The 26,336-nt window shown below is 42.2% G+C and carries 19 protein-coding genes and 1 tRNA gene; 2 read left to right on the forward strand and 18 right to left on the reverse strand.

Going from position 1 to position 26,336, the window contains the following annotated elements; genetic code table 11:
• Window positions 1-108: 108 nt before the first annotated feature.
• From G631_RS0116370 to G631_RS21040, 5 genes are all read right to left on the reverse strand, one after another.
• Window positions 109-2,418 carry a glycogen/starch/alpha-glucan phosphorylase gene (locus G631_RS0116370; RefSeq protein ID WP_196803894.1) on the reverse strand — a complete coding sequence of 770 codons (2,310 nt, stop codon included), beginning with the start codon at window positions 2,416-2,418 and terminating at the stop codon, window positions 109-111.
• Window positions 2,419-3,166: 748 nt separating this feature from the next.
• Entirely contained in the window at window positions 3,167-4,156 is a 990-nt protein-coding gene (locus G631_RS0116375) for a LacI family DNA-binding transcriptional regulator (protein WP_026490356.1), read from the reverse strand.
• Window positions 4,157-4,248: 92 nt separating this feature from the next.
• The gene (locus G631_RS0116380; RefSeq protein ID WP_035789967.1) at window positions 4,249-6,417 is read right to left on the reverse strand and encodes an ATP-dependent helicase; all 2,169 of its coding nucleotides are present in this window, start codon (window positions 6,415-6,417) and stop codon (window positions 4,249-4,251) included.
• A 79-nt stretch (window positions 6,418-6,496) separates the two neighbouring features.
• Window positions 6,497-8,230, reverse strand: coding sequence for an ABC transporter ATP-binding protein (locus G631_RS0116385; protein WP_026490358.1), 1,734 nt, complete (start codon window positions 8,228-8,230; stop codon window positions 6,497-6,499).
• 148 nt (window positions 8,231-8,378) lie between these two features.
• Window positions 8,379-10,607, reverse strand: a complete 2,229-nt coding sequence (locus G631_RS21040; protein ID WP_026490359.1) for a hypothetical protein — start codon at window positions 10,605-10,607, stop codon at window positions 8,379-8,381.
• A gap of 298 nt (window positions 10,608-10,905) precedes the next feature.
• Between G631_RS21040 and G631_RS21440 the strand changes: the two genes are divergently transcribed.
• Window positions 10,906-12,228, forward strand: a complete 1,323-nt coding sequence (locus G631_RS21440) for an HD-GYP domain-containing protein (protein ID WP_081671390.1) — start codon at window positions 10,906-10,908, stop codon at window positions 12,226-12,228.
• Between the two features lie 113 nt (window positions 12,229-12,341).
• On the opposite strand, the gene gdhA is transcribed toward G631_RS21440, so the two are convergent.
• The 12 genes from gdhA to G631_RS0116460 all read right to left on the reverse strand — a co-directional run bounded on the left by gdhA (window position 12,342) and on the right by G631_RS0116460 (window position 23,991).
• Window positions 12,342-13,676: an NADP-specific glutamate dehydrogenase gene (gene gdhA, locus G631_RS0116400; RefSeq protein WP_026490361.1), complete on the reverse strand. Its 1,335-nt coding sequence runs from the start codon at window positions 13,674-13,676 to the stop codon at window positions 12,342-12,344.
• Window positions 13,677-13,928: 252 nt separating this feature from the next.
• Complete coding sequence (locus G631_RS19600) at window positions 13,929-14,987, reverse strand: Gfo/Idh/MocA family protein (RefSeq protein ID WP_051197336.1); 1,059 nt, start codon at window positions 14,985-14,987, stop codon at window positions 13,929-13,931.
• A 23-nt stretch (window positions 14,988-15,010) separates the two neighbouring features.
• Complete coding sequence (locus G631_RS0116410; RefSeq protein ID WP_026490362.1) at window positions 15,011-16,303, reverse strand: SH3 domain-containing protein; 1,293 nt, start codon at window positions 16,301-16,303, stop codon at window positions 15,011-15,013.
• A gap of 41 nt (window positions 16,304-16,344) precedes the next feature.
• Window positions 16,345-16,416, reverse strand: a tRNA-Arg gene (locus G631_RS0116415).
• A 75-nt stretch (window positions 16,417-16,491) separates the two neighbouring features.
• On the reverse strand, window positions 16,492-17,379 hold the full coding sequence (locus G631_RS20460) for a DUF5688 family protein (protein WP_026490363.1): 888 nt from the start codon (window positions 17,377-17,379) through the stop codon (window positions 16,492-16,494).
• Window positions 17,380-17,551: 172 nt separating this feature from the next.
• Window positions 17,552-18,109, reverse strand: a complete 558-nt coding sequence (efp, locus tag G631_RS0116425; protein ID WP_026490364.1) for an elongation factor P — start codon at window positions 18,107-18,109, stop codon at window positions 17,552-17,554.
• Between the two features lie 97 nt (window positions 18,110-18,206).
• Window positions 18,207-19,160, reverse strand: coding sequence for a hypothetical protein (locus G631_RS0116430; protein WP_026490365.1), 954 nt, complete (start codon window positions 19,158-19,160; stop codon window positions 18,207-18,209).
• Between the two features lie 647 nt (window positions 19,161-19,807).
• The gene (gene nadE, locus G631_RS0116435; RefSeq protein WP_035789969.1) at window positions 19,808-20,629 is read right to left on the reverse strand and encodes an NAD(+) synthase; all 822 of its coding nucleotides are present in this window, start codon (window positions 20,627-20,629) and stop codon (window positions 19,808-19,810) included.
• Between the two features lie 134 nt (window positions 20,630-20,763).
• Window positions 20,764-21,972 (reverse strand): nicotinate phosphoribosyltransferase, encoded by a 1,209-nt coding sequence (gene pncB, locus G631_RS0116445; RefSeq protein WP_026490367.1) that lies wholly within the window; start codon window positions 21,970-21,972, stop codon window positions 20,764-20,766.
• A 105-nt stretch (window positions 21,973-22,077) separates the two neighbouring features.
• The gene (locus tag G631_RS19610) at window positions 22,078-22,590 is read right to left on the reverse strand and encodes an adenylyltransferase/cytidyltransferase family protein (protein ID WP_026490368.1); all 513 of its coding nucleotides are present in this window, start codon (window positions 22,588-22,590) and stop codon (window positions 22,078-22,080) included.
• 64 nt (window positions 22,591-22,654) lie between these two features.
• Window positions 22,655-23,179 carry a cysteine hydrolase family protein gene (locus G631_RS0116455; RefSeq protein ID WP_026490369.1) on the reverse strand — a complete coding sequence of 175 codons (525 nt, stop codon included), beginning with the start codon at window positions 23,177-23,179 and terminating at the stop codon, window positions 22,655-22,657.
• Window positions 23,164-23,991 (reverse strand): NUDIX hydrolase, encoded by an 828-nt coding sequence (locus G631_RS0116460; RefSeq protein WP_026490370.1) that lies wholly within the window; start codon window positions 23,989-23,991, stop codon window positions 23,164-23,166. The genes G631_RS0116455 and G631_RS0116460 overlap by 16 nt, the downstream gene beginning before the upstream one ends.
• A 380-nt stretch (window positions 23,992-24,371) precedes the next feature.
• Here G631_RS0116460 and G631_RS0116465 point away from each other — a divergent pair, with 380 nt between their 5' ends.
• Window positions 24,372-25,496, forward strand: coding sequence for a cation diffusion facilitator family transporter (locus tag G631_RS0116465; RefSeq protein ID WP_026490371.1), 1,125 nt, complete (start codon window positions 24,372-24,374; stop codon window positions 25,494-25,496).
• 101 nt (window positions 25,497-25,597) lie between these two features.
• Here G631_RS0116465 and G631_RS0116470 read toward each other — a convergent pair whose 3' ends face one another.
• Complete coding sequence (locus G631_RS0116470) at window positions 25,598-26,074, reverse strand: methylglyoxal synthase (RefSeq protein ID WP_026490372.1); 477 nt, start codon at window positions 26,072-26,074, stop codon at window positions 25,598-25,600.
• Window positions 26,075-26,336 lie beyond the last annotated feature (262 nt).

Consider the following 26,336-nt stretch of genomic DNA (forward strand, 5'->3'; position numbering starts at 1 on the left):
ATATGCCTACCTGATGTGCATTCATTATAGCATCTTACGATATAAAATAATCAGTATTTCGTATTTTTTAACATATATTTAAGTATTAGTTAAGATAAGAATTATGAATTAATTAAGGTGCCAGATATCGCGGTTGTACTCTGCAATTGTTCTGTCAGATGAGAAATAACCAGCCTTGGCGATATTTGTAAGCATCATTCTCTTCCACTTATCTCTCTTTTCATAGTCAGCAAAGATTTCATCCTTCTTGGCAATGTAGCTCTCAAGGTCAATAAGTGTCATGAACCAGTCCTTATTAAGAAGCTCATTGTAGAGTCTTTCAAGATTCTCTTTGTGACCTACCTTAAGGCACTCTTTGCTTACGATAAAGTCTACTGCTTCCTTGATAACAGGGCTCTTCTTGTAGTAATCCTTAGATACATAGTCAGCCTTTTTGTAATGCTGTATTACTTCATCAGCGCTGATACCAAAGATATAGATGTTGTCATCTCCAACAAGTTCGTGGATCTCAACGTTAGCACCATCATCTGTTCCAAGAGTTACTGCACCATTTAACATGAACTTCATATTACTTGTTCCAGAAGCCTCCTTGGATGCAAGAGAAATCTGCTCTGATACGTCGCAGGCAGGGATAAGTCTCTCAGCGTAGCTTACATTGTAGTTCTCAACCATGATAACCTTCATATACTTGTTAACATCAGGATCGTTGTTGATGATCTCCTGAAGGACAAGAAGAAGATGAATGATATCCTTGGCAATAACATAAGCTGGTGCAGCCTTGGCACCAAAAATAAATGTAAGTGGTCTTACAGGCTTCTTGCCGCCCTTGATCTCAAGATACTTGTGGATGATATAAAGAGCATTCATCTGCTGTCTCTTGTACTCGTGAAGTCTCTTTACCTGAATATCAAAGATAGATTCAGGGTCAACCTCTACGCCTTCATGCTCCTTAAGGTAAGCTGCAAGTTCTTTTTTCTTGCCCATCTTAAGAGCCTCGAGCTGATCAAGAACTTCCTCGTCATTGATGTGGTCAAGGAGCTTTTCAAGCTTATTAGCATCCTTCTTGAATCCATCGCCAATTGTCTGAGAAAGGAAATCAGCAAGTGGATGGTTGCAGGAAAGGAGCCATCTACGGAAGGTGATTCCGTTTGTCTTATTGTTGAATTTCTCAGGATAGAGCTTGTAGAAATCGTTAAGTTCGCTCTCCTTGAGGATATCTGTGTGGATAGCTGCAACACCATTTATTGAGAAACCATAGTGGATATCAATAAATGCCATGTGTACTCTCTTATCCTTGTCGATGATCTGAACCTTAGGGTTCTTGTACTTGGCACGAACTCTCTTATCCAGTTCCTTAATATATGGAACGAGCTGAGGAACAACCTTCTCAAGGTACTCAAGAGGCCATGTCTCAAGGGCTTCTGCAAGGATAGTGTGGTTAGTATAAGCGCAGGTCTTGCTGACAACGTTGATAGCATCATCAATGTTGAAGGCCTTCTCTTCCACAAGAATTCTGATAAGCTCTGGAATGATCATTGTTGGATGAGTGTCGTTGATCTGGATAACTGCATGGTTGTGCAGTTCGTGGAGGTCATACTGGCGCTCCTTCTGCTCTCTTAAGATAAGCTGAGCAGCGTTTGATACAAGGAAGTACTCCTGGTAAATTCTAAGAAGGTTACCAGCCTCATCAGAATCATCTGGATAGAGGAAAAGAGTAAGGTTCTTGTCAATCTTAGTCTTGTCAAAATCGATGCCCTTCTTAACAAGGCTCTCATCTATTGACTCTATATCAAAGAGGCGGAGTTTGTTAACGCCTGTGTCATAGCCCACTACGTTCATGTTGTAGAGGCGGGATACGACTTTCTTCTTGCCAAAAGAAACCTCGAAGGTAGTATCTGTCTTCTCAAGCCAGGACTGATCCTCGATCCACTCATTCTTTTCTGCATTCTGAAGGTGATCCTTGAAAACCTGCTTGAAAAGACCGAAGTGATAGTTAAGTCCGATTCCTTCTCCTGCCATTCCAAGAGTTGCGATTGAATCAAGGAAGCATGCTGCAAGTCTTCCAAGACCGCCGTTACCAAGTGATGGCTCTGGCTCGCACTCTTCTATTGCAGCAAGTGACTTGCCGTTCTTTTCAAGGATTGCCTTGACTCTGTCATATACTCTTAAATTGATAAGGTTGTTGGAAAGAAGCTTACCAATAAGGAATTCCATAGAGATGTAGTAAACCTTTTTCTCACCGTTATATACCTCAGCAACATCCATGAGACGTGTTGTCATATCCAGAAGTACATAGTAAGTCTCGCGATCTGTACAGTCTCTGAGATCCTTTCCAAATTTGTCCTGAGCGATTCCCTCAAGCTGCTCCTCAAGGTTCAGGACTAAAACGTCGCGTTGCATGTTTGTGTGCTTTGACATGTGTAATTCTCCTCTCGTTTTTCTTGGGCTATGGGGTTCTTCCAGCAGTTCAACGTCGGATACATATTTTTCGTTCCTGTTGAACTAAACGCTGCGATGAGCCCATGGCACCAATTTCTGCGTGCAAAGGCACTTGAAATTGGTTGGTCTCATCTCCGCAGTTCAAAAAGTCACGAAATAATATGTACCCATCCTTTTGATCTGCCGGAAGAACCTCCATAGCCCTTGCACATTAGTAGGCCGCCGATATTGGTATGTAGTATTATCGGCAAAGGACCTTGGTTTTGTTGTATCATCGGCAGATGCATATTTTTTGTTCCTGTTGAACTAAACACTGCGATGAGCCCAAGGCATCAATTTCTGCGTGCAAGGGCACTTGAAATTGATTGGTCTCATCTACGTAGTTCAAAAAGTCACAAAATAATATGCATTCTGCCTCTGAACTACAAAACCAAAGTCTCTTTGCCCTGTATGTGGCTCTCCCACTACAGAAATCGATGATTTCCTGCTGCTTTTACTGTTGTAGTTATACTACTGATTATTTGTAGTAAAACTGTGTTGTGGTACACTTTGCTGCTGATAGCAAGGTGTTTGTATTTAGTTGTATTTTCGGAAAACGTTTTCTTAAACCGATGGATTTACTTTACCATAGGAAAACGTTTTCCGCAAGTATCTTTTTAAATTTCTTTTTGATTCCCATTTTTATCAGGGAAAAACAGGCTTCTGCTAACTTCTGACTTTTTCAGGGTCAGACCAGAATGTCTTCGTACTTGATACGAACGAGTTCGTGGGGCATGGTGATTTTGCGGCCCTTTTCGCCGGATAGTAGTAAGTTTAATTCCTCTACTGCTCTTTCTGAGATCTTAACAAAGTCCTGTCTGACTGTATTCATCTGCTTGCCAACATAGCCCATGAGGATAATGCCGTCAAATCCGCATACCGGGCGGAAAATGTCCATATCTATAAGGGCTTTCATGGCGCCGATTGCCATCAGATCTGATGCGCAGACTACGCAATCATTGTTCTTGGCAAAACGCATGGTGAGTTCTCTGGCTCTTTTTTCTGAGAATTGTCCATTTCTGACTGTAAGCTTTAATTTCTTATCCTCACAGAGTTTCTTTATGCCTTCAAGTCTGTCTTTGGTTACGTATCCGTCGTCCTCTCCTGAAAGGTATAGGATCTTTTTACACTTATCTGCTGTTATTGTCTTCTTGGCAATGTCATACTGGGCCTTCTTGTGGTCAACACCTATGCAGGAGGTATTGTCATTGACCATTGGCGCATCAACCACAACCATCTTAAAACGACCACTGTCGATCAGCTTGTGAAGGACCTTGTCCCTGCTTGTGATGCCGTATACAATGATTCCTCTTATGCCCTGAGACTCAAAGTAGCTTGTGACCTCATCAAGAGACATATCCTCTATCATAGAATGGAAAATAGTGATAACATCAAGCTGCAGCTCCTTGGCCTTATGGATTGCCCCCGATATGTACTGCATATTGATCTCATCACTTGCTGAGGTGTCGAGATTGAGCTTTAAAAGAAGCGCCACTCGCCCTGTCCTCTTGGAGGAAAGAGTGGCTGCAACTGCATTAGGTACAAAGCCCAGCCTTTCTACCACCTCGTTTACCCTCTGTCTTGTAGCTTCGCTGACATTGGGATAATTATTTAAAACCTTGGAAACTGTGGAGATTGCAACTCCTGCTTCCCTGGCAACATCCTTGATTGATACCATTTGAGCCCCCTGTTTATTATGCGTGTTAAAAAAGTGCTCGGAAATCGTTTTCCGAACACTTCTATCTTACCTTCTACTAAAGCTTTTGTCCATTAAGATTCTATTAACTTTAGCTTAACCTTCATAGATATCTGTCTGGGAGTCTCCATTTCGTCAAATTTAATTAGATAGCTCTCCTCATCCAGGTTGATATCAAGAACTGTGCCAGCTCCCAAGATTGCATGGGTAACTCTCTGTCCCTTTTCAAGAAGATTTAATTTCTCAGCCCCCTTCAAATGCCTGCTGTCATTGTCGATAAACTTCCTGACTGCCGCCATCATGGTCTCGTCTGGCTTCTCAGAAAACTCCAAAAGCTCTGGGTCAATATCCATAATAAATCTCGAAGGATACCTGGGGATTCCCTCAAAGGTATTACCACCAGCCTCGGAAATAAATAGTCTCTTTCTGGCTCTTGTCATGGCAACAAAAGCAAGGCGCCTCTCTTCCTCCATGCCTTCAAGAGTGTGGACCTTTCTGGATGGGAAAATTCCTTCATTCATGCCACACAGGAAAACATAGGGAAATTCCAGTCCCTTGGCAGCGTGGACTGTCATAAGCCTGACCTTATCTTCCTGCCCCGAATCAGAATCAGCATTAGTAAAAAGAGCTATGTGTTTAAGGTAATCTTCGAGGCCAACCTCTTCACCGCAGGTAGTCTCGTATTCAAAAACTGACTGTTTAAGCTCAGCGAGGTTATCAAGCCTATCCTGAGCCCCTTCCGTCCGCAGCATTTCCTCATAGCCGCTGTCATTAAGTATCTTAGACAAGACCTCCGACACTGGAAGTCCCTCGTAGTTCTCAGAAAAACGCTCTATAAGATCAATAAATTGCGTAGCCTTGGTACCCTTGATAATGTCGCTATCAAGATTCTCATATAAAGCCTGATACAAGGAGCACTTATGCTCAGCCCCATACTGCTCAAGAAAACTCATGCGTCTCTTGCCAAGATTTCTCTTGGGAACATTGGCAATACGCCTAAATGATATATCATCCCTGTATACCAGCATTCTCAGGTAACACAGAGCGTCCTTGATTTCTGCTCGTCCAAAGAACTGTACCCCGGAATAAATGGTGTAGGGTATTTTCTCCTTCATCAGTCCCTCTTCTATAGTTCTGGTAACATAGTGCGCTCTGTAGAGGATTGTCATATCCTTGTAGGGAACCCCCATCCCCTTTAAAACCAGTATCTGGCCAGTTATCCAGTCGGCCTCAGCTGCTGTATCCGGAGCAAGATGGCACAAAACGCTGTCCCCATTTGGCAAGGTAGGAGAAAGATCCTTCTTGATCCTGTATCTGTTCTTGCTGATAAGGCTGTTGACAGCAGCTAGAACCTGGGGCGTAGACCTGTAGTTATCATTCATCATGATGGTCTTAACATCCGGAAAGTTCTGATCAAAATCCAAAAGATACTTCACATTGGCCCCACGCCAGGTATATATAGTCTGATCAGGGTCACCCACTATAAAAAGATTCTTGTGATAGCCGCATAGAACCTCCATAAGCTCATACTGAAGGCTGTCGATATCCTGAAACTCATCTATCATTATATATTCCAGTCTCTTCTGCCATTTAAGCTTAATGTCAGGGTTCTCCTTGAAGATATAAAGAGAAAACTTGATCAGATCATTGTAATCAAGTCCGAAGCACTTCTTCTCCTGATACAAATAGCCATAAAAGAGAATATCTTTGACCTCTGTTGCTGAGTCATATTTGTCCTTGAGAGTCTCAAGGGGCATGGTGAGCATATCAAGATAATACTCAGGCTCTTCAAAGAGCTTCCTGATCTCAAACATGTCACGGGCAGAGCTAAAGGTCATGTCACGAAGGGAGAGTCCTCTCTCCTCATAGATTATCTTAAGCATATCGTCGATATCAGAATTATCAAGAACGAGAAAGTTCTTGGGATATTGCAGAGCATGGGAATCCTCCTGAAGAATAGACACGCAGAATCCATGAAAGGTATTGATATATCCTGTATCATTATCTCCAGTAAGGGCGTGTATCCTGTGCCTCATCTCATTGGCAGATTTATTGGTAAAGGTTACACACAAAATATGTCCTGGCATAATGCCAAGACCATTGACAAGATAGGCAAAACGAGTAGAGAGTGCCTTGGTCTTGCCACTCCCCGCTCCCGCTATGACACGAACAAAGCCTTCCGTTGTAGTCACTGCCTCTTTCTGGGACTTATTAAGCTTACTAAGTTCCTCTTCTAATATCATTGCACTCTCCAAACAAAATTTCTTTTTATATTATACGAACATTTGTTTGGTTTTGCAATAGAAAAATATAAGCCACCTATCAAACTTTTCCAAGTTGCATGCGATAGTATTTCTCATACAATCCGCCCAGCTTAATAAGTTCTTTATGATTACCTCTTTCCTTGATTCCATCGCCGTCTAGAACTATGATTTCATCAGCCCCAAGGATTGTTGAAAGTCTGTGGGCAATTGTGATTGTTGTGCGACCCACAGATAGTTTATCAAGGCTTTCCTGGATATAGCGCTCGCTTTCGTTATCAAGGGCACTTGTGGCCTCGTCCAGGATAAGGATTGGTGGGTTCTTTAAAAAGACTCTGGCTATAGCAATTCTCTGTTTCTGACCGCCTGAGAGTCTTGCGCCTCTCTCACCAACCTGTGTTTCAAAGCCATTTGGAAGTGTCTCTATGAAGTCAAGCAGATCTGCTCTTCTTGCTGCCTCCACGATTTCCTCCATGGTAGCCTCTGGTTTTCCGTATGCAATATTTTCTTTTACCGTACCATTAAAAAGATATACATCCTGCTGCACAATTCCGATGTAAGAGCGAAGGGACTTCTGGGTCACATCCCTGATATCTGTCCCATCGATCAAGACGCTACCGCCAGTAACATCATAAAACCTTGGAAGCAGTGAACAAAGCGTGGTCTTACCACCACCTGAAGGGCCAACGATGGCAACAGACTTACCTGCATCAACATGAAGATCTATGTGATTTAAGACAGTTTCATCATCTTCATAGGAAAAAGAAACATCTTTATAATCAATAACACCTTTAACGTTTTTAAGTTCTCCCGCGTTTTCTTTATCCTCAATATCAGGCCTTGTCTCAACAACTTCTCTAAATCTTTCAAATCCGGCAAGGCCCTTTTGAAGCTGCTCTGTGAACTCCACGAGAACATTTACAGGGTTGATAAAGATGTTGATATAAAGGGCATAAATTGCCAGATCTTCTCCAGTCATCTGGCCCTTAGCAATAAAAAAGCCGCCAGCCACAAGAACTGTCACAAACATAAGACCTTCAAAGAAATTGTTGCCTGAATTAAAGATACCCATCTGGCGGTAATTTGCTTTCTTTGAATCAAGGAATGCAAGGTTACTGTCGTCAAATTTCTTTTGCTCAATTTCTTCACCAGTAAAGGATTTCACAACTCTGATGCCGCCAAGAGTATCCTGAAGAGATGAGTTGATACCGGCAATCTTTTTCCTGTTGTCCCTAAAAGTAATGCGCATTTTCTTATTCTGATAAATTGCAAAAAGAGCCATGAGCGCCACCACAGTTACAAGGCACAGAGTCATTGGCACATTTATTCTCATCAGAAGGATGAAGGATCCGAGAATCTTGACCACAGAGATAAAGATATTCTCAGGGCCATGGTGAGCAAGTTCTGAGATGTCAAAGAGATCTGACACTAGTTTGCTCATCATCTCGCCAGTGTTATGGGTGTCGTAGTAGGAAAAAGAAAAGCTCTCAAACTTATCAAATAATTCCCTTCTCATGCCTGATTCCATACGGGCTCCCATCATATGTCCCTGATAGGTGACATACCATCTGCAAAGGGATCTGACGGCATACATCGCAATAAGGAGCACTGCTATAAGGCCAAGCCTTTTCAGGATAACTTCTGGTGCCTCCAGGAAAAGAGTTGCCCTCAGAATTCTCAGAAACTGTGGAAAAGCAAGATCTATTATGGATAAAATTGAAGCGCACAAAAGATCTAAGAAGAACACTCCAAGATAGGGTTTGTAGTAGGGGATAAACTTTTTGATAAGTTTCATAAATACGGCTCCGTTTCAGCAAAATACTAGTTAAAATCACATAAAAACAGTGTTTCCACAATATTTTTTGTGAAAACACTGTTTCATTTTACATTGTGCGCGTTCTAATTTCAATCGTCACATTTAGGTTATTTTTCCACATTTGGTATTACCCTGCAACCACATTATTTCCTTTGTGGCGCTTAATGCCTGTATTGCAACCAGTCTTAATAACATCTTTGACAAAAATATTGGTAATCTCGCTGTAACCTGTTTTACCATCCTTGTCATAGCTGCTCTCTAGAGATACAAATTCATCGTTGTCATAATTGATGGCCATAGAAGAGCCATCCTGGGCCTTTATGAGGATCAAGGTCTTCTGATCAGTCCGGATTTCTGTATATTCATAGTCTTCTGCATCCAGGAAGGCCTCTATATCTGCTACTGCACCAGCCATGGCATCTGCTGCCTGACTCATGTCAAACTCCACAGGTGTCTGAGCCATTTCTTCTGTAAGAACAGGCTCTTCCAGAGCCATCTCTAATTCTGAAGGTACTGGCTCTTCTAATACTAATTCATCTGTAGGCGCAGGCTCTTCAATAACTAGTTCATCAGTTGGTGCTGGTTCTTCAAGGACAAGTTCCTCTGTAGGTACTGGCTCTTCAAGGACTATCTCTTCAGGTGCTGCTTCGGCCATCGCTTCAACTTCTGCACTTAGCATAGCTTCAAGATTTTCTGCTGGTGTTTCCTCTACTGGCGCTTCCTCTACTAGAGCTTCTGGTGTAGGTTCTTCCACCGGAATGTCTGCAGGAATCTCCTCTGTTGGAATCTCTGCTGCAGGCGCAGCTTCAGGCATTGGTGCATCTCCTGCTGCGATCATCGCTGCCATAACCGGATCAATATCCATATCTGCTGGAATCTCTGCACCTGCCGACTCTTCTGTTGGCATTACAACAAGAATCTCAGGCTCAGAAGCTATTTCTGGAATTGGGGTTTCCTCTACTGGGGCTTCTGGTGCTGCCTCCGCTACCGGTGTCTCAACTGGCATATCTACTGGCATCTCTGGTACTGCTTCTACCGGTATATCCACTGGCATCTCTGGCATTGCTTCTACTGGGTTTTCTGCAGGAGCTTCTGCTGGGGCTGTCTCTCCTGCTGCCATTGCTGCCATCATTGCGTCCATATCTACGGGGGCCTCCTCTGCTGAAGCTTCAGGTGCAGCTTCTGCCACTGGTGCCTCTACCGGTATATCCGTTGGTATATCCACTGGCATCTCTGGCATTGCTTCAACTGGTGCCTCTGCTGGTGCTGCTTCTGCCGCTGCCATTGCCGCCATCATTGCATCCATATCTACGGGAGCTTCCTCTACTGGGGCTTCCGGAGCTGCCTCTTCCACTGGTGCCTCTACTGGCACATCCGTTGGTATATCCACTGGCATCTCTGGTACTGCTTCTACCGCAGGCGTCTCTACTGGTGCCTCTGCTGGTGTTGCTTCTGCCGCTGCCATTGCTGCCATCATTGCATCCATATCTACGGGGACTTCCTCTACTGGGGCTTCCGCCGGTATTTCTACTGGCATCTCTGGCATTGCCTCTGCCACCGGTGCCTCTACTGGCACATCCGCTGGTATATCCACTGGCATCTCTGGAACCGTCTCTACCGCAGGCGCCTCTACTGGTGCCTCTGCTGCTGCCATTGCTGCCATCATCGCATCCATATCTACGGGAGCTTCCTCTGCTGGGGCTTCCGGTGCTGCCTCTGCCACTGGTGCCTCTACTGGCACATCCGCTGGTATATCCACTGGCATCTCTGGTACTGCTTCTACCGCAGGCGCCTCTACTGATGCCTCTGCTGGTGTTGCTTCTCCTGCTGCCATTGCTGCCATCATTGCGTCCATATCTACGGGAGCTGCCTCTGCCGGTATCTCTGGAGTTGCCTCCACTGGTGCCTCTACTGGCACATCCGCTGGTATATCCACTGGCATCTCTGGAACCGCCTCTACCGCAGGCGCTTCAGCTGGCGCTGCCTCTCCTGCTGCCATGGCCGCCATCATTGCATCAACATCTGATGCAGACTCTGCAGATGCCATAGCTGCAAGCATAGCTTCAGGGTCAGCGGGTGCTGGCTCTGGCACAGCTGCCGCAGCAGCTGCTGCAGCTTCTGCTTCTGCTGCCTCAGCGCTTTTTGTCTCTGCCTTTATTTGTTCAAGATCAGGAAGATCAGGAATAGGTTCAGCTTCTTTTTTAGGGCGTCCCCTCTTTGGCTTTGGTGCCTCTTCCTGAACAGGAGCCGGCTCACCGCTAGATTCTTCTTGCTTCATCGCAGCCAAAAGATCATCCACATTAGCAGTTGATAAATCCTGTCCATTCAGTAAATCCTGAGTGCTCATGCCGTCCATTCTGAATCTCCTTTCAATTCAAATCGTTTCTATAAATGTATGCAAACTTTCATTCGCTGGCCTGTCTAGTGCAACAAAATAGTGAGTCTATTTATATTATCGTTTATAACTATATGTTTTTATAATTAATTTTCTATAAAAAATCGAAATTTATTATGCAATTTCGTGCATTAATAGTAATTATTTTATATAATTTCATCGTAACTATTATTTTTAGAACAACAAGTCGCATTTATAGTGGAGCATTTTTATAGAATGGAAAAGTACTTTCCGCTTCTATAAAAAGAGGGCTTTTTCAATGGACTTATTATTCGCACTACAATATTATTGGCCCAGACTGATCGTTTCTCTCTTATTCTGTGCCAATGTGATATATGTACAATGGGGCAAAAAAAATATCGCAACCCGGATATTCTCAGTGATTTTGTCCTTCTTTTTGTCGTGTACTTTTATATCAATTGTTATAGAGTTCCTGATATTCTATCCTGTTCGTTTTAATCTTTTGCCTGTTCTAGCGCTTGATATAGACATAGAGAACGCGCTGTTTGCTTTATTTTTTGTTGTTGTAGATCTTTTATCCTATGTTCTTCCCATATACATTTATGCAAAAATAAGCGGTTACAGACTTCTTATCGCATCAACAATCTACGTAGAATATATAATTCTTGACAGGATTGCTCAGACCTTATCTTTTTCTCAAGGTTCCTATATTTCTGTTTTTCTATTGGAGCTCATATATCTAGGCGTAGCTCACAGAAAAGATTTTGAATACGCCAACAGCCATAATTCTACTATCCGCTGGGAGCCTGTTTTTTACTACAACACAGCTCTTTTAGTCCTAATTGATATATGCTTTTCTGCCGTGTACATATTCCCAGAGTTATCTGCGGATACTATTAACTTCCAAACCTTCTGGATGGATACAGTTGTTATCATCTCTTCTATTGCAGCAGTTGGTTTTTCCAGTCTAAATGTGGTGGTATCCAAGGAGCACGACAAGCAGCTTGACTATATGCGCAAGTTCCAGGATAACCAAACTGATATAATAAGGGACTTTGCAACGATTTCTGAGGCCAAGTCAGGCGAAACCGGCCACCATATCCGCCGAGTATCGGAATATACAGCTATTTTGGCAAAAGACCTGGTTTCGAACGATACTGACCTTATGTACATAAAAGTAGCTTCCATGATGCATGATATTGGAAAGCTCATGATTCCAAATGAGATAATCGAAAAACCAGGAAAACTTACGCCTGAAGAATTTGAGCAAATAAAAACCCACTCTACCTACGGCGATAGTCTTTTGTCCCACGGAGAAGGCGAAATCATGGCTATTGCAAGGGCCATAGCCTATGAGCATCACGAAAGATGGGACGGCAAGGGCTATCCAAGGGGTCTTAAGGGTGATGAAATTTCGATTTACGCTCAAATTGTTTCTGTGGCTGACGTATACGATGCTCTTACCAGCAAACGATCCTACAAAGAGGCCTGGTCTCCTATGGATGCAAAAATAGAGATTACAAGGCAGCGAGGTTATCAGTTTTCCCCAATTGTTGTGGATATTTTTAACACCAGATATAAAGAGATAGAAAAGATCAGACAGCTATACGCTGATGAGTGATGAATTTGTATGCAAGCATCCATTCGCTTGCCGGTCTTGTGCTACAAAAAATAAGCCATGCCGGAAGAAGTTATACTCCCGGACATGGCTTTTTCTTTTACGTGATATGAGTATTAAACAATACCCTGAGCCTTCATAGCTTCTGCTACCTTGAGGAAACCAGCGATGTTAGCACCAGCAACATAGTTGCCCTCCATGCCGTACTTCTTGGCAGCATCATCAATGTTGTGATAGATGTTAACCATGATCTGCTTGAGCTTAGCATCAACCTCCTCGAAGGTCCATGAAAGTCTCTCACTATTCTGGCTCATCTCAAGAGCTGATGTAGCAACACCACCTGCGTTAGAAGCCTTACCACAAACAAAGAGAACGCCGTTCTTCTGAAGGTACTCTGTAGCCTCGATTGTTGTAGGCATGTTAGCTCCCTCACAAACAGCTGTTACGCCGTTTGCAACAAGTACCTTGGCGTCATCGATAAGAAGCTCATTCTGTGTAGCGCAAGGAAGAGCAACATCACACTTGATAGACCAAACGCCTCTGCCCTCGTGGTACTGCGCTGACTTTCTAGCTGCAGCATACTCTGTAAGGCGGGCTCTCTTAACTTCCTTGACCTCTTTAAGAAGTGCAACATCGATTCCTTCTGGATCGTAGATCCAACCTGTAGAATCTGAACATGTAACAACCTTAGCGCCAAGCTGCTGAGCCTTCTCGATAGCGTAAATAGCAACGTTACCAGCACCAGATACAACTACTGTCTTGTCCTTTAAGTCTGTGCCATGGCACTTTAAGAGTTCCTCTGTGAGGTACAAAAGTCCATAACCTGTAGCCTGTGTACGAGCAAGTGATCCGCCGTATGTAAGTCCCTTACCTGTAAGAACTCCCTCGTATACGTCTCTGATTCTCTTGTACTGTCCATACATGTAACCAATCTCACGTCCGCCAACACCGATATCACCAGCAGGAACGTCTGTATCAGCTCCGATGTGTCTGTAGAGCTCTGTCATGAAGCTCTGGCAGAATGCCATAACTTCTCTATCTGACTTACCCTTAGGATCAAAGTCAGAACCACCCTTACCACCGCCGATTGGAAGGCTTGTAAGTGAGTTCTTGAAAATCTGCTCAAATCCAAGGAACTTAATGATTCCAAGGTTTACTGAAGGATGGAAACGAAGTCCTCCCTTGTAAGGTCCAATAGCTGAGTTAAACTGTACACGGAATCCGTTATTAACCTGAACCTGTCCTTTATCATCAACCCAAGGTACTCTGAAAAGAATCTGTCTTTCTGGTGTTACAAGTCTCTCGAGGAGGGCATCCTTACGATACTCTTCTTCATTAGCCTCGATAACAACTCTAAGGGACTCCAGTACCTCTTTTACTGCCTGATGGAACTCAGGCTGAGCTGGGTTCTTCTCAACAACATAATTGTAGATCTCGTCAACGTATGACATTTTTCTCTCCTTCCCGTACCTAAGGTACATAAAACAATCAAAGTAATATAAAAATCGAGTAGAAGGCGGTCAGTCTTCCTACTCGTCTGCGAGCCGCTGGTCAGCTTAGCTGACATATTTCATATCAGCGGCTCTGCAATAATATACGAAAAGGGCGTAAAAACCTAACGGTCTCTACGCCCCATTGCGCAGACATCACTGCCTGATGGATATTATATACTTCAATAATTTAAAGCGCAAGAGTTTTTTGTATTATTTTTCTTCGCTTGCCTGTTCCTGATAGGAACTTTCATCATGTGCGGAAATGCTCTCTTTTTCATCAAAAGACATATCGTCTTCCTTGAATCTGATATTGTTGGACTTTCTGATAAAATCCATCATATTTAAAATCTTGAGAGACTCAGAATGAGGCATCTCAGGGCATTCGATCCAGCCTTCATTAATAGCCTTTACACAGGACTCTATTTCGTATTCATATCCGGTTTTCTGTTTAGGCCTCTTGTAATGTGCCAGCTTCTTGTACTCATTGTTGTAAACGCTGATAGCCTCAAAGTTATTGATATTGTCAATAACCATAAAGCCCTTGGTGCCATAGATAACACCCTTTCTATCAGAAACTCCAAGTGCTGTAGCATTTAAAACAGCCATCTTGCCATCTCTATATCTAAGTGTAATGCTATCCTGCATATCCATTCCAAGATTATTGAAGGTGCAGATAGAAGCTATATCCGTCACATCATTGCCAAAGAACATTGATGCAAAATTAAGAACATATACACCGAGGTCTAAAAGCGCTCCGCCTCCAAGTTCAGGCTTATTTATTCTGTCCTTGTACGATATGTTATATCCCAGATTGGCAGTGAGCATTACTGGCTCTCCAATCACATTACTGGATAACACTTCTACAATCTTCTGTCTGAAAGGCATGTATCTTGTCCACATAGCTTCTGTGACAAGAAGATTCTGTTCCTGGGCAAATTTAAATATCTTCTCTGCCTCTTTCTCATCCAGCATAAAGGCCTTCTCACAGATAACATGCTTGCCAGCAGAAAGAGCTAGCTTGACATTCTCATAGTGCTCAGAATGAGGTGTAGCTACATATACAAGATCAACCTTGGGATCACTTACAAGCTCCGCATATGACCCATAAGCCTTCTTGATTCCATACTGGGCCGCAAATTTATCAGCCTTCTCCTGGCTTCTGGAACCAACAGCGTAACACACTACGCCTCTCATGCCCTTTATGGTATTTGCCATAGTTCCAGCTATGGAGCCTGCTCCCATGATACCAACTCTGATACGTCCAAACATATGACACCTCCTGCAGATATGACTTATTTAGACAAGAATTCTGACTTGATATATCCCTTCTTCTTGTCGTACTCTACCTTGGCCCATCCATTTGCGTACTGTTCAATAACATTTACTGTACTTCCTGAATAGATCATAGCAAGAACCTCTGAATCTGTACTCTGGCTCTCTCTAAGTCTAACTGTATCTGACACGGTCATCTTGCCTGTATCTGTAGACTTTACACCGTTATTATTCTCTGTAGCTGTAGTAGTACTTGTTTCCTCTGTATTCTCAGTCTCAGTCTGCGTTTCATTCTCAACCTCGACTGTTTCCTCGCCTACTACTTCAAAGAATTCTGTCTTAACATATGCAACTCCGCCATTATACTCAATCTTACTCCAGCCATTTGCAAGAGCTTCAAGCTGCTTGTACTCATCGCCCTTGGCTGTCTTGGAGATAATGTCTGCAGTCTCACTATCTGAACTACGTATATTAACAACATCTGTTGCTCTGATCGTATGTGTAGTAACTGTCTGAGTTGTCTCCTCAGAAGTTGCAGCTGTTGCGGCCTCATCTGCACTGCTCTCTTCCGCTGCAGCTGATGTAGCCTCAGAAGAAGCAAGAGATTCTCCTACAGAAACCTGAAGACCTGCACGCATCTTGGTAAGAAGCTCAGCAAGCTCCTCGTCTGAATTCACCATATCGTTATAGGCTGTAGCTACCTCGTTATTAAGGTCTATAACATCAGCCTGAACATTTACCTGTCTGAGATACTCAATTTCATTGGCATTGGCAACATCACCATTGATATAAAGCTTGCCATCCTCATCTGTGCAAATATACATTGATTCAAGCCCTGGAACAGCCTTGGGATAATTGTAAAGCTTGACTTCATTGTAAACGTAAGCAACATAGCTTCCTGCCACAGGTCCTGGCTTGGTATATACCTTGATATTCTGGAATTCCTCGATATAATCAGCAGCAGCTACTGCCTTTAAAAGCTCGGTTTCCTCAAGTCCCTTGTAGATTGAAGTGATAACCTCAGAATCACCATTGGCAGAAGCATTGTAGTACTCCTGAATAAGGGCATTGACCTCAGGATAAGCATTCTCTTCCATCTTAAGCTCAGGAATCTCGACAGAAGATGCAATATCTGCCTCTCCTCCTGTTATAGCCTGCTCCTGAGACCTTTTGTTGGCACTAAGGGCGATCACTACTGTTAAAACCACCGCCAGCGCAAACACTACAGGCATAAGGTATTTCTTATTATCTCCAAGTATCGCAAAAATATTCTTGTTATTATTTCTAAAAGAATAGTTCTCTTTCTTCTTCATCTATCAACAAACCTCAATTACATTAGTATCACTTTAAAGTATGCACCCGACAGGAATCGAACCTGCATCAAAGGCGTCGGAGGCCTACGTTCTATCCGTTAGACTACGGGTGCATAGCGTACCCGATAATAATACCATAATGGCCCTAGAAAGTCCACTTTTCAGCCTTTGGCAGTGCCGGAAGCTGTTCACTCCGAGTATATCTTGAGTTCTTTTGCCTTGTGATCATACAGATACACGCTGTCACTAAGCACCTCTTCATCGCTGACAACCGTAGAATTAACCTCACGGACCATAGAAACCAGACCGGAAATATCTACGCCCGTTGGAAGACACAAAGCGATAACCTCGTGGATTGACGAAGGTATGATCACAAAATCGCCTCCAAATCTGTCAGCGATTCTCTCCATAACACCTGGGTAAAAGATTGCAGAAGCTCCCTTTAACTTTGACTCATTTGAGATTACCAGCATATCCTTCAAAAATGAATCGCACATATTTCCTGGCACCATATGTCCCAAAGTATGCAAAATGCTCTCTATAGACACAGGGCTATTCTCCTCTGCATACTCATACACATTTTCCCAAAGCTCGTCAAAAGAGACTTCCCAGTACTTCATATGATCATTTTTAATAGTAATACTGCCTTCTCCGAGGCTATCACTTTTTATCATGCACACAGGAACAAGTGCCAGGTCATGAATCTTCTTGTAAGGAATATCGCGTAGCTGCTGCCTGTTCTTGTCATAACCTACAACCTTGAAAGTGAATTGTTTGCATGCCTTTGAAAAGTCGGTAAAAGAGCTAATGTCAAAATCTCCATTTACTGCATTCTCCTTGTAAATCTTTACAAATCGGTACACCAGGGTATCAATATCGACTCCTTCTGTAAAAGCCTTATAATCATCATCAATATAGATGGTTGGTGCAATCTTTTCTGATTCCTTCTTGACCAGGATTGCGTGGTAGACCTTCCCATTATTCTTCACCACCTCTTTATACTCAATAATATATAAAGAACCTAAAATTTCCCTAAGTTTCTCAACCATCTTGTTTCCAAATCCATTAATTGACATATTTAAATAATCCTTCCTATTACGTATCTTTTTGTATTTTGTCTTTGTACTTTTTTCTGCCTATGTTGTGCAACAAAAAAGGCAATAAAGACTCCACCTGTTCATAAGTGGTTCTCTATTGCCTTACTAAGTTTCTATAAAATACGTGTCAGATATGGATTGTAGTCAAAAATTAAACTCTTGAAAGATACTCGCCTGTTCTAGTATCAATCTTAATAACATCACCTTCGTTAACGAAGAGAGGAACTGCTACGTTAGCACCTGTCTCAACAGTTGCAGGCTTTGTAGCACCAGTAGCTGTGTCGCCCTTGAATCCAGGCTCAGTCTCTGTGATTGCAAGTTCAACAAACATTGGAGGCTCTACAGCAAATACGTTGCCGTTATAAGACATAACCTTACAAACCTCGTTCTCCTTAACAAACTTGAGAGAGTCACCGATCTGCTCTGATGTAAGACCGATCTGCTCATAAGTCTCTGAATCCATGAAGTTATAAATATCGCCATCCTGATAGAGATACTGCATATCCTTCTTGTCGATTCTAGCTGCAGGGAACTTCTCAGTTGGACGGAAAGTTGTTTCCTTAACACCGCCGTTGATAATGTCCTTAAGCTTAGTTCTTACGAAAGCAGCGCCCTTACCAGGCTTAACATGCTGAAATTCAATAATCTGACATACGTTACCATCAATCTCGATGGTTACACCATTTCTGAAATCACTTGCAGAAATCATAAAAAATCCTCCTAAATTACTTCACATCAAACAACTAGTATAGTTTAAACTATCAATTTCGATTTTTCAACTATTTTTTTCTTTAGTTGCATAGCAATTATAATCGATAGTCTCCAAATACACTAGTACCTGAAGTCTGTTTTTTATAATTTTTTAATCTTGTGGCATTATAAGTGTTAATTTCATCGCTTCTATCGTGACTTGCTATGCTTCTTTGAATGTCACCTTTTATGTCGAGATTATCAATACTCTTATTGATTTCTCCAGTTATATCGCGGCTTGCTATCTTATTCTTAATTTGCTGTGGAAGGTTATCCATTCCAGCAAAAGCGCTTTCTATCTCTGCTTCAAGATTAAGGCTCTTGAAACTTCCACTAAACTGATCTTCAAACTGACTTGAAATCTGACTTGAAACATCTCTGGCATCTGATGAAGTCTGTTGACTCTCATTATTTGCTTTATTTGCATAGGCAGCTTTTATTGCAGCTGCAAGTTCTTTTCCTGTAGCTTCCCTGACTTCATCTGAAATGCCCGTTTCGCTTCCTGTGGTTTCTCTTAGTAGTGTCAGCAGGCTCAATAGACTTGAGCTCTCGCTGAGTTTACCAAGCCCTGTCAGATCAGGAAGCGATGAACCAAATGCAAGATCAAGGTCTGATAACGAGCTGGAAGAATTAGAACTACCAGAATCAAGGCCTGTACTAAGGCCCTTTAGCGTAGACAGAGCTTTTGATACTTCAAGATCTGTCATGTTGTCATTGGAAGATAGCTGGTCTATTGCAGTCTTATCTGCTGTGACACCATTACCAAGAGACAGCATGGCACTTGCAATCTCATTGGAGTTAAGGTTATCTGCGCCAGATGCAGCATTTCTGATAGCTCCTGTCAGGTACTTTTGAAATAACCCTGCAAGTTCGGAATTTGCAGCCCTGCTAGAATCTGTGCCTTCACTAGCAGATGAATTTGTTCCTTGCGTCAAAAGTTTATTAACATCTGATATAGAATATAAGTATTTGTTAACTGCACTAGTAATACTAGAAACATCAAAAGCCATTTTATTTTCCCCTCAACAATTTCATTCGAGCCATTTACCCTGTATACATTATACCATTTTATTATAAGCATTATATCATTTATTATTTACAGCTTTTATTGCAATTTCCAAAAACAGGCAGAGGCATAAAAAATGCAATACGTCTATTTTTCCATTTTCGATAATAGAGTGTAAAAATACCCCCTATCTCTAGGGGGTAAAAAAATGTTTCTTTATAAATTTACATATCTAGTACTACTTTATTATCAAAAATACCAAAAACAGCTGTAAATTTGTGGCAGGCAATTGATCATAACTAGCTTGTTCTTGATTTCAAGAAGGCTCTCATACATCTTTTCCGGAGGAAATATAGATTTAGATGTACTGTATTTTTTCCCTCTCATCTCAAAAACAAAAAGCAAGAAAAAAGATGTAAATTCTCAACTATATCTCGATCATATAATAATCTTATTCCATTCCAGATCTTTCCTAGTACTTGCCTATATATTTGTATCAGTGCCTGCTCATATTACAGCATACGCTCTGCCTAGAATTCAGCATCAGTCAATTCCCTGGCCCTTTGCACACTGCAGCATAAGCCACTATCACTGCTGCATAAGCCACTACCACTGCAGCACAGGTCACTATCACTGCTGCATAAGCCACTATCACTGCTGCTTGAACATTGGAATTGTGCGGAGTTTGTGGAGGTTGAGCTGATGAAGGCGATCAATCTTCTTTCTCTTGTCATCGTCCTCAAGAACTCCGGTATAGATGTAGCGGTCAAGCTCATCGTAGGTAAATCCAAGCTTGTCCTCGTCAGACATTCCTGAGAGGCCGTCAGATGGAGTCTTGTGGATAAGTTCTGAAGGAAGGCCAAGGGCATCGCCGATCAGTCGCATCTCTGTAACTGTAAAGTCAGAGCATGGGCTGAAATCTCCAGCAGCATCGCCGTACTTGGTAGAATAGCCAACATAATCCTCTGATTTATTGCAGGTATTGGCTACTCTTCCGCCATTTGGAAGAGAAGCAGCAATTGCATAAAGTGTAGTCATGCGGATTCGAGGTGGAGTATTGATCATAGCATTCTTAGAAAGAAGCGCTCCGTCAGTTCCCTCATAATCGCCGGTTCCTGAAATCCAATCTACTCTGCCCATGCTGTGAATTGTAAGTTCAGCAGTTTCTATTGCATCGTACATGCCCTGCACTGCAGGATGGATATTTACAATTGCATGATCTATTCCAAGAACCTCTACAACCTTCTCAGAATCTGCGATATCCTTCTGCTCTCCATCTGGCATGAGAACGCCAAATACTCTTTCCTTGCCAAGGGCTCTTACCAAAAGAGCTGCAACTATAGTGGAGTCCTTGCCTCCTGAAATACCAATTACAGCGTTGGCCTTAGGGCCGTTTTCATCAAACCAGTCTCTGATCCAGGCTGTGATCTCCTCTATTTTCTTGTTTGCATCAAAGTCCTGCAAAAAATCCATACTCGTCACCTCGTAATTTCTACAATTCTCGTAATTAAATCCTTCAATCCACATGCCCCTTAACATACTGGCTTCTAACTGTCTTTATTTGTGGATTATTCTCCAGCTCATATATCTTGAAATCAGTCCACATATCACTTCTCGTGTGTCATTCTCCAGTCGATACATCTCTGAAGGTAATCTACATAATCTGGGTTCTTGCACATCCCCTTGCCCTTTACATCAGAGATCTTGGCAACATCCTGGCCGTTGCAGGCTGTAGTCTTCATTACTATATTAAGAGCTGGCACATCTGTGTCATTTGAAATATATGTGCCAATACCAAAGCCAACTTTAGCTCTGCCATCGAAATGTCTAAAGAGCTTGTCTGCCTTCTCGAAGTCAAGAGAGTCTGAGAAAAGAAGTGTCTTGGTTCTTGCGTCGATTCCAAGCTTCTCGTAGTGCTTTATCATCTTCTCACCCCACTCGATTGGATCTCCTGAATCGTGACGAACACCACTAAAGAGTGTCGCATAGGTCAGCTGGAAGTCCTTGAGGAAGCAGTCTGTTGTAATTGCGTCTGTAAGGGCTGTTCCGTTTAAGATACCATACTCTTTTACCCAGGCATCAAGTGCATACCAGTTAGAATATGCAGGATTGTGCTTGTGATTGCCCTGACCTGTGCACATGATCCACTCATGAGCCATAGTTCCTACAGGAGTTACGCCATATTTCTTGGCAAGGTAAACATTAGATGTGCCAAGGAACTTGGACTTGCCAAGGTCAGCTTCCTTAAGAGTCTTAACAGCAAGGTCCTGAGCCTCTGCTGAAAGTCTTCTTCTAAGACCAAATTCACTAAATACTGACAGGCAGTAAGTTCCATCAGAAACCTTTTTTACCTTCTCATCAAGGCGCTTTTTGAAGCTCTCCATGAGTTCGTCGTAGTTGTACTGCATTCTGAAATACACTTCATTAACAATAGCAAGTGTAGGAATCTCGTACATTGATGTGTTGAGCCATGTGCCCTTAGTCTCGATGTTAAGGCCGCACTCTGCGTTGTCATCGATTGTAAAGTCGTCATATCTTGCCTGCCAGAGTCTCAAGAAGTCAACATAAGAGCCCTTTATCCAAACGATATTCTCAAGATATGCAAGTTCTTCCTCTGTAAATCTAAGTTCGCAATAAGCCTTGATCTGTCTCTTTATCTCGTCCACCATTTCCTTGGTAAAGTGAACGTCCTTGTTCCTGCACTTAAAAGTCCAGGTTGTCTTGTAGTCACTAAACTGGTGGTAGATTGCCTGTCCCATTGAAAATTTGTAAGCGTCTGTTTCAAGTAGTGATGTAATGATCTGTTCCATAATTATTTTCCCCTTTTTTCGGTAAAAGATATCTCTCTTCCCGTTATTATATATCTCTTGTATCTATTGCTATTTTATATACGCTCTCTTACATATTATCTGGTAAAAGAACTATCTGTGCTCTCTTACATATTCTCTGAAAGCCGGTACCATGAGTTCAAGGCTGTTTTCTAGATCTCCCCTAATCTGGGTTCCGCTAACTGGCCTTACTCTCTGGCATCTATGAACTCTGATGTGCTGCGGTGTGTTTTCTAAAAGCTCTGTGTAATCGCCCTCTGAGGTGTAGAAGCACAGCTCATCTCTGGCAAGGATCAGCTCTTTTTGAAAGAGGTGCAGTAGCATCCTGTCAACCCAGTAATTCCAGATCTGCTGCTGATCCCAGTGTTTCTTGATCTCTGGATCTGTGTCAGGCAGCATTGTCACAAAAACCTTTTCGTCATCCGCAAACTCTTTTGCAGCAAGTTCATATCTCTTTTCCAGAGGGAAAAGAGGATATCCCCTGTCCCCTTCGTGCCCGCAGCAGATAACAATTACCTTGTCCATCTCTTTCTTGGCTATATTTATGACATCCATGTGTCCCAAATGCATTGGAGCAAAGGTTCCAAAAACCAGGCCAATCTTCATAGCATTTTATCCTTCCCTCTATATCAGCACCTAATCACTGATAATCATTTATCTGGTACAACTATCAGGCTACCTGAACCTGGCAGCTCTTCATTGTAACAAGAGCGGCATCATGAGCTGCAGGTGTAACTCCTGCGCAGCACTTAGAATCTACAGATACTGGAATTTCTCTGCTAAGAGCCTTGATAAGAAGCGCATTACTTACTACGCAGATATCAGTGCAAACGCCGATAAGTTCAACTTCAAGTTCCCCATTTCTCTTCTCTGCCTCAGCCTTGATATACTCAGCAAGCTCTGTGCTGCCAAATGTAGGCTTATCGAATATCTTCTTGCCCTCTGCGAACTCTGCAAGTTCAGGAATGATCTGCCATCCGTCTGTTCCCTCATAGCAGTGAGGAACTGGAAGATTTCTGCCTTCCTGTGTCTCCATGTAGTTCTCATGGTGTGTATCTCTAGTGAAAACCACAGTCCCCTCGAAATTTTTAACCTTCTCAACTACTGCAGGAACAATTGCCTGTGCCTCTGCACTTCCCAAAGATCCTGTAACGAAATCCTTCTGCATATCTACTACAACTAGTATTTTATCCATAACCCTTCTCCTCCTATATATGAATATGTATCTGCAGGTCTTCCTCTACCTACTGAAGTGGAACCTGTCTTCTTTATAAGGCCGTGCTCCATGTAAGTATTCATCTGATACTTGGTAAAATTACCTCTGTTGATCTCCTGTCCTGTCACAGCCTGATAGATTTCTCTAAGTGTTGCCGCTGTGAACTTGCCTGAATCCTTGAGGAATTTAAAGATAATGTCGGTGTAATCAATCTTGGCCCTAAGCCTGTCTACACCTATTCTCAGCATCTTGTCATGGTCAAAACCAAGATTTGTGCTGATGAATTCTGTTACAAAGTCATCACTTCCTGACTGTACTTGTTCCGACATAGCCTCCTGGCTATAGTCTGCATTCCTGACATGGTTCTCAGTAGTCATATCTGACACATTTAAAGGCTGTACCTGACATAACTTGTAGCTGCCAACGTTGGAGCCACATATGGTAAACCACTTCATCCAGGGAACCTTCACCTCTTCAGGATCTGGAATTATCCCCAAATAAGCTATAGAAATAACTCTCTCCCTGGGGTCTCTGTTAATATCTGAAAAAGTCTGGAGCTGTTCAGTGTATATCTGTTTCTGAAGTCCAAGCTTGTTGGATAGAAGCCTTTCCACTGCGCCCTCTGCTGACTCATTCTCTCTTACAAAGGAGCCTGGAAGCGAATACATGTCCCTAAACGGTTCTTCATCTCTCATTGTCAGGCATATGGCCAGCTGATCATCAATCACAGAGAATAGTAAAAGATCTACTGTCACGTATGGGTGCTTGTATTTAGATAAAGAACTTGCCACGCTGTCATCCCCCTTTCCATCTATGATCAACCTAGACGTAATCTAATGTTCTATCTGCCTGGTTGTTTTTTTGTTTCATTTTTATATTTATTATTATATGCATCAATTTCCATATGTCAATATATTTTGTTTCATTTTTATATTTATTATTTATATCATTCACTCTCTATTCTTTTCTTTGCTCTTTTCTTTACTCTTTCCTTTGCTCTTTTTTGCTCCTTCTTTACTCTTTTCTACCTTATTTTCCGTATTTTAATAGTATTTAATTAGTCCCAGTTCCTTATTCATGATAGAATAGTAATCAAGCAAGTAGTGCACAACTAAATCTTTACAACAAATATAAAACATCTCACTTACAATAAATAATAAGGAGCAAATATATGTCAGAAAGAACACAAGTAGCAAGCCGCGGAAGAGTCATCATAAGAACCAGTATCATTGGCATCATAGTAAACATCTTCCTTGCAGGCTTTAAGGCCCTGGTAGGTATTGTCACAGGTTCCATCGCTATCATCCTTGATGCAGTCAATAATCTAAGTGATGCCCTTTCATCAGTCATTACAATCCTGGGCACCGCGCTGGCTGGCAAAGCCCCAGATAAAAAGCATCCCTTAGGCTACGGAAGAATCGAATACATGAGCGCCATAGTGATTTCTATGATCGTTCTCTACGCCGGAATAACTTCCTTTGTGGAGTCCGTAAAAGCCATCCTTCACCCGGAAACAGCAGATTACTCCGCTACCGCACTTATCATCGTGGCTGTTGGTGTAGTTGTGAAGATTGCTCTTAGCCAGTTCTTTATAAATACAGGGAAAAAGGTATCTTCCGAATCCCTGGTAGCATCTGGCACCGAGGCAAGATTTGATGCCATTATCTCTGTGGCCACTCTTGTAGCAGCTTTTATCTATATATTCTTTGGTTTATCCCTTGAATCATGGCTTGCAGCTATTATATCTCTAGTCCTCATAAAATCAGGCTTCGAGATGCTCCGTGATACCATAAGCCAGATCCTGGGCCAGCGAATTGACTCGACCACCTCCAAGGCAGTCAAGAAAACCATTCTGTCTGTAGATGGAGTTCAAGGGGCATATGATCTTATCTTTAGCGACTATGGTCCTGACAGGGTACTTGCTTCCGTGCATATTGAAATCCCTGACACTTTCACTGCTGACAAGATTGATTCCATAACAAGAGAAATTACTTCCCGCGTATATAACGAGCACAATGTTTCCATCATTTCCGTTGGTGTCTATTCAGTAAACACCAAGGATGAGAAAATTGCTGCGCTTCGAGGTTCAATTTCCAAAACAGTCTCTCAGCACAATGAAGTTCTGCAGATGCATGGATTCTTTGTGGACTTCCAGAAAAAAGAGATACGATTCGATCTGGTTATGGACTTTGTTCCTAACAGAAATGACATTTATAAAGAAGTTGTAAAAGAAATCCAGGCTCAGCACCCAGACTTTAGAATCTATGCAAACATGGACGTAAGCTACAGCGACTGAAACAATCATAATTCATGTCAGCAGCTTTGCAAAAAATAAAAAGAACTTACATTTTCTAAGTATCACCCAGGAAATGTAAGTTCTTTTTATTGTTGTTTCAATCACTTATTAGGCAGTGTATGTGCTCTCTGCTCTATATTCTGCTGGAAGTTTATAACATCATGGTTATATTCTTCATCCATAAGACTTGAACGAATAAGGAAATCAGCTGTTGCCTTGTTATTGGCAAATGGAATGTCATAAACCTGAACTATTCTCATAAGTGCCTTAACATCAGGATCATGAGGAGCTGCAGTAAGAGGGTCAGAAAAGAAAATAACAAAATCTATCTTTCCTTCCACTATCTTGGCGCCAATCTGCTGGTCTCCACCAAGAGGGCCTGAGTTGTAGCCTCTTACTGGAAGATCTGTGGCATCAGCTATCATTCTCGCTGTTGTTCCTGTTCCGCACAGGAAGTGCTTTTTAAGAATTTCCGTATTTTCCTTACACCAGGCTATAAGCTCAGCCTTTTTCCCATCATGGGCAATAAGTGCAATATTTTTCTTTTTAGGTATAGTAAGTGTAATCTTATCTGTCATTGTTTCTTCCTTTATTTCTTTATTCCTACCACCGCTAGTGTATCTTTTTTCTTTTGTATCATTATCATCACTTGCCAGAATAGAAGCATCTGTCTTTTCATCCCACTGGCTCATAAGCGACATATAATATAGTATTGCCTTTGATAAACACATTACAGTATCCATGACTTCATTTCCTCTACCATCATAAAAACTCCTACTCAAAACAATAATTTTATAAATTGTGATTGTTTTTGAAGCTCAACTAGTATATCTATCAGGA

The sequence above is a fragment of the Butyrivibrio sp. XBB1001 genome (assembly GCF_000424505.1).
Lineage (GTDB): Bacteria > Bacillota > Clostridia > Lachnospirales > Lachnospiraceae > Butyrivibrio.